Here is a 12,473-nt window from a genome sequence, read left to right on the forward strand (position 1 = left end):
GATAACCTGACATAAAAATTAAAAATTCTGATAAGTAAGCGGTTACATTTGTGTGTTTAAACAAAAACCGCTTCTTCAATTCTTCTTTCTAGACAAAGAAATTTCACAAAACTTTCTTTATACTAAAGATACACAAACGACCAAGGGGGAAATTAATCATGATTATTGGCGTACCAAAAGAAATCAAAAACAACGAAAACCGAGTAGCGATTACACCAGCAGGCGTAGCATCATTTGTTGGTACAGGTCATCGTGTATTAATTGAAAATGAAGCGGGTATTGGAAGTAACTTCACAAACGAAGATTATGTAAAAGCCGGAGCTGAAATTGTTGAGACAGCAGCTGACGTGTGGGCACAAGCTGAAATGGTCATGAAAGTAAAAGAACCATTAGCAAGTGAATACGGCTATTTTAGACCAGGTCTTATCTTATTCACTTACCTTCACTTAGCAGCTGAACCAGCACTGGCAAAAGCATTAAAAGATAGCGGTGTAACGGCTATTGCTTATGAAACAGTGGCAGTCAATCGTACATTGCCTCTATTAACACCTATGAGCGAAGTAGCAGGACGTATGGCTGCTCAAATTGGTGCACAATTCCTTCAAAAATCAAACGGCGGAAAAGGAATTTTATTAGCGGGTGTTCCTGGAGTTAGCCGCGGAAAAGTAACGATTATTGGAGGCGGCGGTGTTGGTACAAATGCTGCAAAAATCGCAATCGGCCTCGGTGCTGATGTAACAATTATTGATTTAAGTCCTGAACGCCTACGTCAATTAGACGATATCTTTGGCAACCAAATCAATACGCTAGTGTCAAATCCCTATAACATTGCGGATGCAGTAGCAGAGTCAGATTTAGTGATTGGTGCAGTATTAATCCCAGGTGCAAAAGCTCCAAAACTCGTAACAGAAGAAATGGTGAAAACCATGAAGCCAGGTTCTGTTATTGTTGACGTAGCAATCGACCAAGGTGGTATCGTTGAAACAATTGACCACATTACAACACACGATCAGCCTACTTATGAAAAGCACGGTGTTGTACACTATGCAGTTGCGAACATGCCAGGAGCAGTTCCACGCACATCAACGATTGCTTTAACAAATGTAACGGTACCTTACGCACTTCAAATTGCTTCTAAAGGTGTTCACAAAGCAATCGCTCAAAACGAAGCGTTAAAATTAGGAGTGAACGTTGCAAACGGAGCTATTACGTACGAAGCAGTTGCACATGATTTAGGTTATGATTATGTATCAGTAGACGTAGCTCTGGAAAAAGAATTAGCTTCTATTTAATAGATAGTAAAAAACGTCCTTAACCCTCTGTTAAGGGCGTTTTTATTTTGAATAAACAGCAATTAGCTGTAAAAAACACGACTATTTAAAGCTTTGTGTATCTGTTCACCGGTAATCTCCGGTACCATTGGCCAGAATTCAGGAGTAGGAAACATAAGGTTGCTAGGCGTTCTATTATGATTACCATCTAATTCATGAAATGGTTCAGGATCATCTGTCTCGTTAAACCGATTCGTAATAAACATAAAGTGACCTAATTCATGTGCAAGAAGATACTCATCTGTACTTGCATTTGTCATAATCACAAGTGGAAAAGAGTTATAAGTTACAGCAAGAGTCGATGAATAGTCAAAATTAACAGGCCCAAATCTATTTCCATTCATATAAAATACGTATACATCAGCGTCTTGACAAACTTTTCGGCCAGTTTCAAGCATTGCTTGTACCATTGTAAGATGACTAGCTCCTCTAATTGGAAAATTTTCCGCATTACTTACAATGCCACTGATGTTTTCCAAAAAAACAAATGAACGTGTAATAGTAAATGTAACCCCCTGGATTAATTGGTTTTTCTCATATTGTTTCCATATCCTATTAGCAGCCGCTATGTCTCTTTTTACACGGTTGGGAACTGTAGACGGATTATCTTTAGAGTTTCAATCAACTTTAGCTCCTGGTAATACGATTATACAAACATTTAAAGTACCTGTCTTAACAGTTTTGAAGTTATCGCTCATTAAATTCGATTTCATATAACATTCTTTGTGATTTCTCTTTTGAAGTTGTGATTGATTAGAAGAATCCGGGGCATCTTTATAACTGTCATGATTATAATGTTTTTTTATGTGAATCACCCTTTCTTAAGTTTCTATTCATTTTATTCATTAAGAAAAAGAGTGCTTGTACAATAAGGTAAAAAGCCTTTTAATAAGAAGTTTTTTAGCATCCGATTACTTGTGAAGGTGGTTACTCTTAAGTTTATGTAAAGTAAATGTTCAAATCACCTTATATCTCATTCGCTAACGTTCATTTAACTCATGCTTCACAGTCAGTCATGATAATTCTAAATTACACGTAGGATTCATACAGTTTTTAGAAATTGAATATCTACATTAAAAGCGATAAAATAGAAGAAAAAGTGAATGGAAGAAATTTATCTAAAACACATTGGGCAACTAAAAGCCGCCCGGTAGAAATTTTACTCTATTTTCTCTATGAACTTAAAATACGGGAGGATTTTTTATGACAATGAATAAAGCATTAACCATTGCTGGTTCTGATAGCAGCGGCGGAGCTGGCATTCAAGCGGATTTAAAAACATTCCAAGAACTTGGTGTTTACGGAATGACAGCTTTAACAACAATTGTAACAATGGATCCCGATAACAGCTGGTCTCATAACGTATTTCCACAACAAGCTTCCACTGTTGAACAGCAGCTGAAAACAATTGTAAAAGGCGTAGGCGTACAGGCTCTAAAAACGGGTATGCTTGGCTCAGTGGAAATTATTGAACTAGCGGCAAAAACAATTGAAGAATACGATTTAAAAAATGTTGTAGTAGATCCTGTGATGGTATGTAAAGGAGAAGACGAAGCGCTTCATCCGGAAACAACTGTCAGCTTGCGTGATGTACTAGTTCCAAAAGCAACAGTCGTAACGCCTAACTTATTTGAAGCTAGTCAATTAAGCGGACTTGGCCCTATCAAAACGGTTGATCAAATGAAAGAAGCAGCCGTGAAAATTTCTGAACTTGGTGCCAAATATGTATTGATTAAAGGTGGAAGTAAATTAGCACACGAAAAAGCAATCGATTTGCTTTATGATGGAAAGACATTTGAGATCTTAGAGTCTGAACGTATTGAAACGACATTTACACATGGTGCTGGATGCACATACTCAGCTGCGATTGCTGCTGAATTGGCAAAAGGCAGTGACGTCAAACAAGCTATTTATACAGCAAAAGAGTTTATTACAGAAGCAATTCGCCATTCATTTGCTTTAAATCAATATGTCGGACCAACAAATCACGGTGCATACCGTCGTAACAAAGAAAAAGTAACAAACTAAAAGCATGCCTAAAGGCATGCTTTTCTATTTTGCTTATTGTTTGACTGTTTCAAGCGCATTTAAGATAGCTTGAGCTACGCCGTGCTCGTCATTTGTTCCTGTTACGATATGGGCAAACTCTTTAATTTCTTGAGGGGCATTTCCCATCGCTACGGCACGTCCAACTCGCTGAAACATCGATACGTCGTTATAATTGTCTCCAATGGCCATCGTTTCTTCTAAAGAAATATGGCGTTCTTGAACAAATGATGTAACCGCAATTCCTTTTTGAGCATTTTCATCATTTATTTCAATATTTTCTTTACCAGATGCACTGACTGCAATAGAATCTAACTTCGCAAGTTCTACTTTTGCCTGTTCTAACTTTCCTTCATCAAAAGAGAAAGCAAGCAGCTTATAAATGTCCTTGTTTGGATCTTGAAACAGCGCTTCATACTCTTCAATAAGCTTTACTCTGCCGCTATTGAAACGCTCTTTTGCCGCTTCTAACGATTTTTCATAATTATCTTTTAAGCTAGCACTTAAATAAATATCCATTAATACGGACAAAGCTTTTTCATAGTCATTTGAATACGTACCTTCACTTGTATAGACTTCAAAGTACAGCTGAAACTTCTTAAAAATATCTTCTACTTCACGAATAGCTTCCATCGTCATGCCTACTGAATATTGTTTTTCCCCTTGTGGATTGCGAAGCTCTGCTCCGTTTGCACAAATTAAATATGTATGAAGTCCTGCTTCTTCTAAAACATAACGCGCTTCTTCATAAGAACGTCCCGTAGCAACAACAACTTCCACCCCTGCCTTTTGAGCTGTCTTAATCGCTTGGGCATTTTCTTTACTTACAACTTGTTCACTATTTACTAGCGTTCCATCCATATCGATCGCAATACATTTAATCATGATGTACCCCTTCCTATGTATCTTTGCTCTCTTATTTTATTCTAGCATATGTTTTTTAGCGCTTTGCTACTTGCATGTAAAAGATTTACTAATTTTTTGTATACGCGCTGTTATAATCTGTTCCTTTTCTTGCTTTCTCGAAAACCTCTTTGATCGTCTTTACATGCAAATCAGCTGTTGAATATACGCGAAAATTCACATCCTCTTCCCTCAGATGCTTACCAACGCCGATAGAAACCATATCTGTTTGATTAATAGCTTTTATACCTGCCTCTCCATCTTCTATTGCCACACATGCATCGGGTTTTACTTTTAATTGATCGGCAGCTGTCAAAAATATTTCTGGATCTGGTTTTCCCTTCTTGATTTTCCTTACATCCACAATACAATCAAAAAAAGAGCGTATTCCTAGCGCATCTATTACAGTATTTGCATTCGAACTAGAAGAAGCAATTCCCATTTTAATGCCTTGTTTTTTACAATCTTCTAACAACATTTTAATGCCTGGAAGTAAATGATCTTCTGTCATTTCTCTTATTAAAGCCTGATAATGCTTATTCTTTTCATAAGCAAGCTCTTCTTTTTGTTCCACTGTCAGGTGTACATTGCCTTGCGCAGCAATGAGCTCTACAGTTCTCATCCGGCTGATTCCCTGCAGCTGTTGATTTAGTTCTTCAGAAAACGAAACGTTAAGTTGATCTGCTACTTTTTTATTTGCCCTATAATATAAATGTATTGTATCTGCAATAACACCGTCTAAATCAAAAATAATCGCTTGTAGCTCTTCTTTTTTCATATTATCCTCCTCTGTACCTATCTTTATGCCATTACTTAAATGCTTTTATTACATCCCACCATGTTAAAATACCGTTGATATTGTTCACTTTATCATAAAAATTTTTTCATCATTTATAATTTATGAATAAATTTTTCAAAAAAAGAGAAATTACAGTATTGCATTATGAAAGCCCTTTTATTACAATAGGTTTATGCAAACGGTTGCACTATCTTAAAAATATAGTTTATCAAAAAATAAAATGAAAACCCATACATAGGGGAAGGGGAAAAACTATGAAGAAGTTCTTTTCATTTGATTTTTGGCAGAAGTTTGGTAAGGCTTTATTAGTAGTAGTAGCGGTTATGCCCGCAGCTGGTATCATGATTTCACTTGGAAAACTAGTTGCAATGACTGGGGGAGACATCACTGCTGTACAAACAATTGCACGAGTGATGGAAGATATAGGATGGGGTATCATTACAAATCTTCACATCTTGTTCGCTGTTGCCATCGGGGGATCTTGGGCAAAGGAACGTGCTGGCGGTGCATTTGCTGCACTCATTGCATTCATTCTTATTAATCGAATTACAGGAGCCATTTTTGGAGTTAAAGCAGAAATGCTCTCAGATTCAAAAGCAACGGTGCAATCACTGTTTGGACAAGAATTAGTTGTAAAAGACTACTTCACATCTATTTTAGGATCTCCCGCTCTTAACATGGGAGTATTCGTAGGAATTATCGCTGGTTTCTTAGGCGCAAATTTATTCAACAAATATTACAATTATGATAAATTGCCTGAAGCTCTTTCGTTTTTTAACGGCAAGCGCTTCGTACCGTTTGTAGTCATCGGTGGTTCAGTTGTAACGGCACTGCTTTTATCCATTGTGTGGCCGTTCATCCAAGGTTCGCTAAACAGCTTCGGACAGTGGATTGCAACATCTAGAGATACAGCTCCTATTCTGGCACCATTTATTTTCGGAGCATTAGAGCGTCTCCTTCTTCCGTTTGGTCTTCATCATATGCTGACAGTTCCTATGAACTATACGGAGCTAGGCGGTACGTACAAAATTTTAACGGGTTCTGGAGCAGGTTCCACTGTTGCCGGTCAAGATCCTTTGTGGCTTGCTTGGATTGCAGACTTAAATAACTTCCGTGCTGCAGGAGATATGGACAGCTACAAGCAGCTCTTACATGACGTTACACCTGCACGATTTAAAGTAGGACAGATGATTTTATCTTGTGCGTCATTAATTGGAATTGCTTTAGCAATGTATCGCAACGTAGATCCTGACAAACGTTCGAAATATCGTTCAATGTTCTTTTCAGCTGGACTAGCTGTTTTCTTAACAGGCGTAACAGAGCCGATTGAATTTATGTTCATGTTCGCGGCGCCTCTTCTATACGTCGTATACGCCATTATGACAGGACTGGCTTTTGCCATTGTTGATATTGTTCATGTTCGCGTACACTCATTTGGCGTAATTGAACTATTAACACGTACACCAATGATTATCAAAGCCGGACTATGGGCTGACTTAATGAACTTTGTCATCGCCTGCCTTGTATTTTTTGGCTTAAATTTTGGAGTGGCAAACTTCTTAATTAAACGTTTTAACTTCCCAACACCGGGACGTAACGGAAACTATATCGATGAAGAAACAACTGCAACAAGCAGCAAGCAGGTGAAAAATGATTCGCTTGCCCCAGTCATTATTGGACTGCTTGGCGGAGAAAACAATATTGAAGACGTGGATGCTTGTATGACTCGCTTACGTGTAACGGTAAAAGATATACATGCCGTTGCAGGAGAAAGTGAATGGAAACAAAACGGAGCCCTTGGTTTAATCTTGAAAGATAAAGGGGTACAAGCTATTTATGGACCTAAAGCGGATGTTTTGAAATCCGACATTCAAGATTTGTTAGGAGCTTAACATAATGAAGCTATTAACGTTAAATTGCCACTCTTGGCAAGAGGAAAATCAGCTAGACAAGTTATCTTGTCTAGCTGAAGTAATTAAAAAAGAAAAATATGATGTCATTGCTTTACAGGAAGTAAGCCAAAAAATAGACGCGCCTTATGTATATGACTACATTCGCAGCGATAATTACGCTTGGCTTTTAGCAAAAGAACTGGGTAAGCAAGGTGAAGACTATCAATTGGTATGGGATTTATCTCATATAGGCTATGAAGTGTATGAAGAAGGAATTGCCATTTTAACGAAACACCCGATTATTGAAGAGCATTCATTTTTTGTTTCACAAACGTCAAATATTGACTATTGGAAAACGAGAAGAATTGTTGGAGCAACAATCGAATATGAAAAAGAACTCCTCACTTTTTATTCTTGTCATCTTGGCTGGTGGGATGACGAGGAAGAGCCATTCAAGCAGCAAGTTGATACGCTGCTAGCTCATGTACACAAAGATAACCCATTTTTCTTACTTGGAGACTTCAATAACGACGCTCATAGACGACATGAAGGTTACGACTACCTGTTGAGCCAAGGCCTCTATGATACGTATACTCTATCGAACAAAAAAGATAGCGGTATTACAGTTCAAGGGAACATCGCTGGATGGGATGATAATGAACGGGCGCTTCGCCTTGATCTCATTCTATCGAGTCATGCGCAGGATATTCAATCATCGACTGTAGTTTTTAACGGCATACATTATCCCGTTGTTTCTGACCATTTTGGGGTAAGCGTTGAAGTGAAATAAGTGACATAAAGCGAACGAATAGCGTTCGCTTTTTTCTTGTGATTATGATTATGTAAAAATCATCTTCTTTACTGCTTTATCTATCGTTTTAGAAGTGTCCGATAAACTTTCGCATTTTAAAAAGTAGGTGTGCTATAATATTGTGATGTTGACGATATGCAACCCATTTTTGCATGTTTATCAATGAAATCGCTCAACTTAATAGTAAGATGATACATGTAAGCTCTATTTAAATGAACACCCGTTGTCATTATCATAAACTAATAAAGAAAAATAGGTGTGAAACAATCATGAAAATTTTGTTGATTTCAAATATGTATCCTTCTGAACAATTCCCGAGCTATGGTGTATTTGTTCAAAACACTGAAAAAATTTTAGTTCAATATGGTATTCAAGTTGATAAAATTGTCATGCAAAAAAAGACAAGCAAATTAAGCAAGCTTTTTAGCTATGCTTCTCATTATGCTAATGTCATTGTGACGGGCTTAACAAAAAATTACGACTATCTTTACGTACATTATGCATCTCATAATGCTCTTCCGCTGCTGATTCTCAAAAAGCTAAAGAAGAATGTGAAGATTGTGACAAACGTGCATGGTTCAGATGTTGTACCTGAAGTAGCTTCACAGGAAAAATATCAGCCTAGAGTAAATGACTTATTGCACCATTCCACTAAAATTATTACTCCTTCTCCCTACTATAAAGGGCTCGTTGAAGAGAAATATAAGGTTCATAATCCAATCTATATTTTTCCAAGCGGAGGAGTGAATAAAGATCTGTTTCATCCTTATGCAGATAAAAGCAAAGCTTATCAAGAACTAAACTTGGACCCTACTATCCGTTATATTGGATGTGTAAGCCGCATTGATGTGGGTAAAGGATGGGAATACTACCTTCAAGCCATTGCAAAAGCTGAACAACAAACGCCCACTTCTTACAAATACTTATACGTTGGAAGCGGAAAAGACGAAGCTGCATTTAAGGAAATGATCAAGACTCTGGGCCTAGAGGGAAAAGTCATCCATTTTCCTCTGCTTCCTCAGTCGTCTCTTGCTTACGTATATAATGCGATTGAAGCATTCGTGTTTCCGACCGTAAGAAAAGGAGAAAGTTTGGGCTTAGTCGGCCTCGAAGCTATGGCTTGCGGAGCACCCGTGATTGGGAGTCAGATTGGTGGTCTAAAAGATTACATTATAGACGGAAAGAATGGTCTATTCTTTGAGCCTAAAAATGTAGATGAACTAGCTTCACAGCTACAGGCTTTTATTAATCTTCCTGAAGATGTGAAACAGCAAATGTCTCAACAGGCGTTACAAACAGCAAACCGCTACACAGTAGATGTAATTGCTGAACAACTCCCAACAATTTTTTTTGATGAGGTGGAAAAATGAAAGTCGCAGTTTTAATTCCTTGTTATAACGAGGAAGTAACAATTGGAAAAGTAATTGACGATTTCAAACGCGAACTGCCTAGTGCAGATATTTATGTATACGACAACAATTCAAAAGATCGTACAAGTGAAATTGCACTTGAACACGGCGCAATCGTCAAAAAAGAATTTAAGCAAGGAAAAGGAAACGTTGTACGTTCAATGTTTCAAGAAATTGATGCAGATTGTTATGTCATGGTAGATGGGGATGATACGTATCCTGCAGAATTTGTTCATCAATTAATTGACCCTATTAGAAATCGAGAAGCTAACATGGTCATTGGAGATCGTTTATCAAACGGAACGTATCTCGAAGAAAACAAACGTGCTTTCCATAATTTTGGTAACAACTTAGTACGTTCTTTAATTAACGGCCTGTACAAAAGTAACATTAAAGATATCATGACAGGTTATCGTGCGTACGATAAATTATTTGTAAAATCAATTCCTGTGATGAGCCCAGGATTTGAGATTGAAACAGAAATGAGTCTTCACGCGTTAGATAAACGATTCCGCCTAAAAGAAATCGCGATCGATTATCGCGATCGACCTGAAGGCAGCGAATCGAAACTTAATACGTTCTCTGATGGATTTAAAGTGTTACGAATGATTTTTACGTTATTTAAAGAGTACAAGCCGCTTCAGTTCTTCTCCATTTGGACAGTGTTGTTTATTGTCGCAGGATTAGCTGTTGGTGCTCCGGTACTTTATGAATTTTTTGATACAGGCTTTATTACCAAAGTACCTTCATCTATCTTAGCAACTGGATTGATGGTGTTAGGTGTTTTATCTTTCGTCTGTGGATTAATTCTAGATACAATCGCTTCATTAAATCGCAAGCAATATGAATTAGAACTAAATAAAAAAATTGAACAGATTGAACAAGTAGGAGAATAACAATGATGAAGAATAAAAAAAGTATTTTACTGCTTACAGTAACAGCTTTAATTATTCTTATCGGTTTAAGTATTGGTAATCCAGACGGTGTTCACTATCTTTCCCTTTTTGCTGCACTTGTATTTACCATCATAAGCTCTATTTTTATTTATAAAAATAGAGCTTATGCTTCATTTAAACCGCTAGAATGGCTATTGCTGATTGTTTTTTCGTTTATCGTACAGTTTTCACTTTTAGATAACTTACATATGACGAGCTCAACTATTTTTTCACTCGTTTTGTATGCCATCAGCCGTACTTTATTGGCAATGCTGCTGACGGCCGCTGTACTCAGCGCTATCAAACAGATAAACGATTTTCACTATACATTTGCACACCCAAAGCGTTATCTAGGAATTGTTACGATTCTTATTTTAACTGTTAGTCTATATTACTGGTTCGCCTTTTTCCCAGCGGCCATGACTCCTGATTCATTAGCACAGTGGAGACAGGCACATAACGGAGAATTTAACGATTGGCACCCTATTATGATTACGTGGCTCATTATGCTGCTGACAAAAATATGGGATAACCCAGGAATTGTAGCGTTCACGCAAATTGTTGTTGTAGTGAGCATATACGCCTATACATTTGACTTTTTCATTAAACGCAAAGCACATCCTGTTATGATTGGACTTTTAACAGCCATTATTGTCATTATTCCAAGCTTTTTAATCTTTTCAATTATTATTTGGAAAGACATTTTATACAGTGCTTTTCTGCTGTTTTTTACGGTTAACATTGCAAAAATTTATCTGTCAAAAGGCGCTTGGGTTAAAAGTAAAGCGAGCTTTTTCTTACTTTTACTTTCCGCATTTGGAGTAGCTTTCTTTAGACATAATGGTTTTCCTGTATTTGTTTTGACTTTCCTTTTAATGATTGTCTTATTCAGAAAAAATTGGAAACCTCTTGTCACGATTTTCTTAGTCGTCTTTATTTTACAAAAGATTGTTACAGGCCCTGTGTTCACGTGGCTTGATGTAAAACCTTCAGATCCAAATGAAGCTTTGTCTATTCCAACTCAACAAATTGCAAATATCATTTCAAATGATGGGGAGATGTCAAAAGAAGAGCGCGAATATTTTAATAAAGTGCTTCCTATTGAATTGTGGAAAGAAAAGTATAATCCATACAAAAGTGATCCAATTAAATTCACGTGGAAATACTATGACCGCGAATTTATTTTTAATGATTTAGGTCTTTACTTTAAGAACTATGCTAGCATTGTCATCAAAAATCCTTATCTAGCAACGGAAGGCTTTCTCAAACAAACGGCTTTAGTATGGCAAATCAACCCTTTTAAAGATGGCTACACGGATACGTACGTAACCAACATTTATTACGGCAATGATTTAGGTCTTAAAAATAAAGTAATCGAGCCGTTTATTACACATACTGCTAATGCTTACTTAGCTATTTTTAAGCACCCTGTTTTTACATTCTTATGGAAACCAGCTTTTTATCACTGTGTCATTTTATTATTTTCATTAATGCTAGTGATTCGAAGAGGAATTACGTCACTCATTATCGTCATTCCGTGGGCTCTTAACACGCTTTCTGTTCTTGCAGCATTGCCGGCTCAAGATTTCCGATATTTATTAGCAAGCGTATTTGTGTCTTTCTTCTTTATTGGTCTTCCTTTTATCCGATTTGATCAGAAAGAAAAGGATGTGACCTCCTGATGGAGAGCAATTACAACAAAAAGCTAGGAATCACACTCATTATTGTGGCTTCCCTGTTTACAGCTGTTGGACAACTTTTTTGGAAGTTGTCCGAAGCTTCATTTAACTTAAATTTAATTATTGGTTTTTTTCTTTATGGATTAGGAGCGGTGTTTATGATTGCCGCTTTTAAATTTGAAAGAGTTTCCTTGCTTCATCCATTTTTAAGCCTAGGATATGTCATCAGCATTGCTCTTGGTTTCTTTCTATTAAATGAAACCATTAGCCCTATGAAGCTGGTCGGTACTCTTATTATTATCGTAGGTGTAATTTTAGTAGGTGGCCAAGATGAATAGTATCCCACTTTTAATTATTATGACCCTTTTAGGTTCAGTTGGAGCTGTCTTTTTCAAGTATATTTCTACGTATTTAAACGAAAAAAAGATAAAACTAGCGCTTATTTGCTTTGTAGGCGGCGGCCTTTTTTACGGGGCGGCAGCTCTGCTTAATGTGTATGTTTTAACGCTGTTACCTTATTCTATTGTATTTCCGCTTACGTCTATTACGTATATTTGGACATTAACATTCGGTTACTTTTTAATTAAAGAAAAAGTTACAACAAAACAAGTTATCGGCTGTATTCTTCTAATTGTCGGATGCTTCTTTATTGCTAATAGTTGATGAGA

At 37.0% G+C, this 12,473-nt stretch carries 12 protein-coding genes; 9 read left to right on the plus strand and 3 right to left on the minus strand.

From position 1 onward, the window contains the following. Window positions 1–158: 158 nt before the first annotated feature. A complete protein-coding gene (gene ald, locus CEQ83_RS25395; protein ID WP_013059863.1) occupies window positions 159–1,292 on the plus strand; it encodes an alanine dehydrogenase in 1,134 nt (377 codons plus the stop codon). A gap of 62 nt (window positions 1,293–1,354) precedes the next feature. On the opposite strand, the gene CEQ83_RS27505 is transcribed toward ald, so the two are convergent. Continuing rightward, window positions 1,355–1,741, minus strand: a complete 387-nt coding sequence (locus CEQ83_RS27505) for a hypothetical protein (protein WP_224980621.1) — start codon at window positions 1,739–1,741, stop codon at window positions 1,355–1,357. A 793-nt stretch (window positions 1,742–2,534) separates the two neighbouring features. Here CEQ83_RS27505 and pdxK point away from each other — a divergent pair. Beyond that, the gene (gene pdxK / locus CEQ83_RS25405) at window positions 2,535–3,359 is read left to right on the plus strand and encodes a pyridoxine/pyridoxal/pyridoxamine kinase (protein WP_047749570.1); all 825 of its coding nucleotides are present in this window, start codon (window positions 2,535–2,537) and stop codon (window positions 3,357–3,359) included. Window positions 3,360–3,392: 33 nt separating this feature from the next. On the opposite strand, the gene CEQ83_RS25410 is transcribed toward pdxK, so the two are convergent. Together CEQ83_RS25410 and pgmB are read right to left on the minus strand one after the other, a co-directional pair. Further along, window positions 3,393–4,262, minus strand: a complete 870-nt coding sequence (locus tag CEQ83_RS25410; RefSeq protein WP_155017558.1) for a Cof-type HAD-IIB family hydrolase — start codon at window positions 4,260–4,262, stop codon at window positions 3,393–3,395. Window positions 4,263–4,350: 88 nt separating this feature from the next. Continuing rightward, on the minus strand, window positions 4,351–5,058 hold the full coding sequence (pgmB, locus tag CEQ83_RS25415) for a beta-phosphoglucomutase (RefSeq protein ID WP_028411951.1): 708 nt from the start codon (window positions 5,056–5,058) through the stop codon (window positions 4,351–4,353). Between the two features lie 275 nt (window positions 5,059–5,333). Between pgmB and CEQ83_RS25420 the strand changes: the two genes are divergently transcribed. The 7 genes from CEQ83_RS25420 (at window position 5,334) to CEQ83_RS25450 (ending at window position 12,468) form a co-directional block, all read left to right on the plus strand. Beyond that, on the plus strand, window positions 5,334–6,971 hold the full coding sequence (locus CEQ83_RS25420; protein WP_025752447.1) for a PTS transporter subunit IIBC: 1,638 nt from the start codon (window positions 5,334–5,336) through the stop codon (window positions 6,969–6,971). Between the two features lie 4 nt (window positions 6,972–6,975). Beyond that, window positions 6,976–7,761 (plus strand): endonuclease/exonuclease/phosphatase family protein, encoded by a 786-nt coding sequence (locus CEQ83_RS25425; RefSeq protein WP_028411950.1) that lies wholly within the window; start codon window positions 6,976–6,978, stop codon window positions 7,759–7,761. A 290-nt stretch (window positions 7,762–8,051) separates the two neighbouring features. Further along, window positions 8,052–9,152, plus strand: a complete 1,101-nt coding sequence (locus tag CEQ83_RS25430; RefSeq protein WP_098112260.1) for a glycosyltransferase family 4 protein — start codon at window positions 8,052–8,054, stop codon at window positions 9,150–9,152. Then, window positions 9,149–10,087 (plus strand): glycosyltransferase family 2 protein, encoded by a 939-nt coding sequence (locus tag CEQ83_RS25435; protein WP_028411948.1) that lies wholly within the window; start codon window positions 9,149–9,151, stop codon window positions 10,085–10,087. The genes CEQ83_RS25430 and CEQ83_RS25435 overlap by 4 nt, the downstream gene beginning before the upstream one ends. 2 nt (window positions 10,088–10,089) lie before the next feature. Next, on the plus strand, window positions 10,090–11,808 hold the full coding sequence (locus CEQ83_RS25440; protein ID WP_033580378.1) for a DUF6020 family protein: 1,719 nt from the start codon (window positions 10,090–10,092) through the stop codon (window positions 11,806–11,808). Continuing rightward, window positions 11,808–12,143 carry an EamA family transporter gene (locus CEQ83_RS25445; RefSeq protein WP_013059873.1) on the plus strand — a complete coding sequence of 112 codons (336 nt, stop codon included), beginning with the start codon at window positions 11,808–11,810 and terminating at the stop codon, window positions 12,141–12,143. The genes CEQ83_RS25440 and CEQ83_RS25445 overlap by 1 nt, the downstream gene beginning before the upstream one ends. After that, window positions 12,136–12,468, plus strand: coding sequence for an EamA family transporter (locus tag CEQ83_RS25450; RefSeq protein ID WP_014457712.1), 333 nt, complete (start codon window positions 12,136–12,138; stop codon window positions 12,466–12,468). Before CEQ83_RS25445 ends, CEQ83_RS25450 begins: the two co-directional genes overlap by 8 nt. Window positions 12,469–12,473 lie beyond the last annotated feature (5 nt).

The sequence above is a fragment of the Priestia megaterium genome, from assembly GCF_009497655.1.
GTDB lineage: Bacteria > Bacillota > Bacilli > Bacillales > Bacillaceae_H > Priestia > Priestia zanthoxyli.

Bases quoted from the DNA above. Each gene is read 5' to 3' on its own strand.
- CEQ83_RS25420 (WP_025752447.1), top strand. From the start codon at position 5,334: ATGAAGAAGTTCTTTTCATTTGATTTTTGGCAGAAGTTTGGTAAGGCT.
- CEQ83_RS27505 (WP_224980621.1), bottom strand. From the start codon at position 1,741: ATGGTACAAGCAATGCTTGAAACTGGCCGAAAAGTTTGTCAAGACGCT.
- CEQ83_RS25445 (WP_013059873.1), top strand. From the start codon at position 11,808: ATGGAGAGCAATTACAACAAAAAGCTAGGAATCACACTCATTATTGTG.
- CEQ83_RS25435 (WP_028411948.1), top strand. From the start codon at position 9,149: ATGAAAGTCGCAGTTTTAATTCCTTGTTATAACGAGGAAGTAACAATT.
- CEQ83_RS25440 (WP_033580378.1), top strand. From the start codon at position 10,090: ATGATGAAGAATAAAAAAAGTATTTTACTGCTTACAGTAACAGCTTTA.
- CEQ83_RS25425 (WP_028411950.1), top strand. From the start codon at position 6,976: ATGAAGCTATTAACGTTAAATTGCCACTCTTGGCAAGAGGAAAATCAG.
- CEQ83_RS25430 (WP_098112260.1), top strand. From the start codon at position 8,052: ATGAAAATTTTGTTGATTTCAAATATGTATCCTTCTGAACAATTCCCG.
- ald (WP_013059863.1), top strand. From the start codon at position 159: ATGATTATTGGCGTACCAAAAGAAATCAAAAACAACGAAAACCGAGTA.
- pgmB (WP_028411951.1), bottom strand. From the start codon at position 5,058: ATGAAAAAAGAAGAGCTACAAGCGATTATTTTTGATTTAGACGGTGTT.
- CEQ83_RS25410 (WP_155017558.1), bottom strand. From the start codon at position 4,262: ATGATTAAATGTATTGCGATCGATATGGATGGAACGCTAGTAAATAGT.
- pdxK (WP_047749570.1), top strand. From the start codon at position 2,535: ATGACAATGAATAAAGCATTAACCATTGCTGGTTCTGATAGCAGCGGC.
- CEQ83_RS25450 (WP_014457712.1), top strand. From the start codon at position 12,136: ATGAATAGTATCCCACTTTTAATTATTATGACCCTTTTAGGTTCAGTT.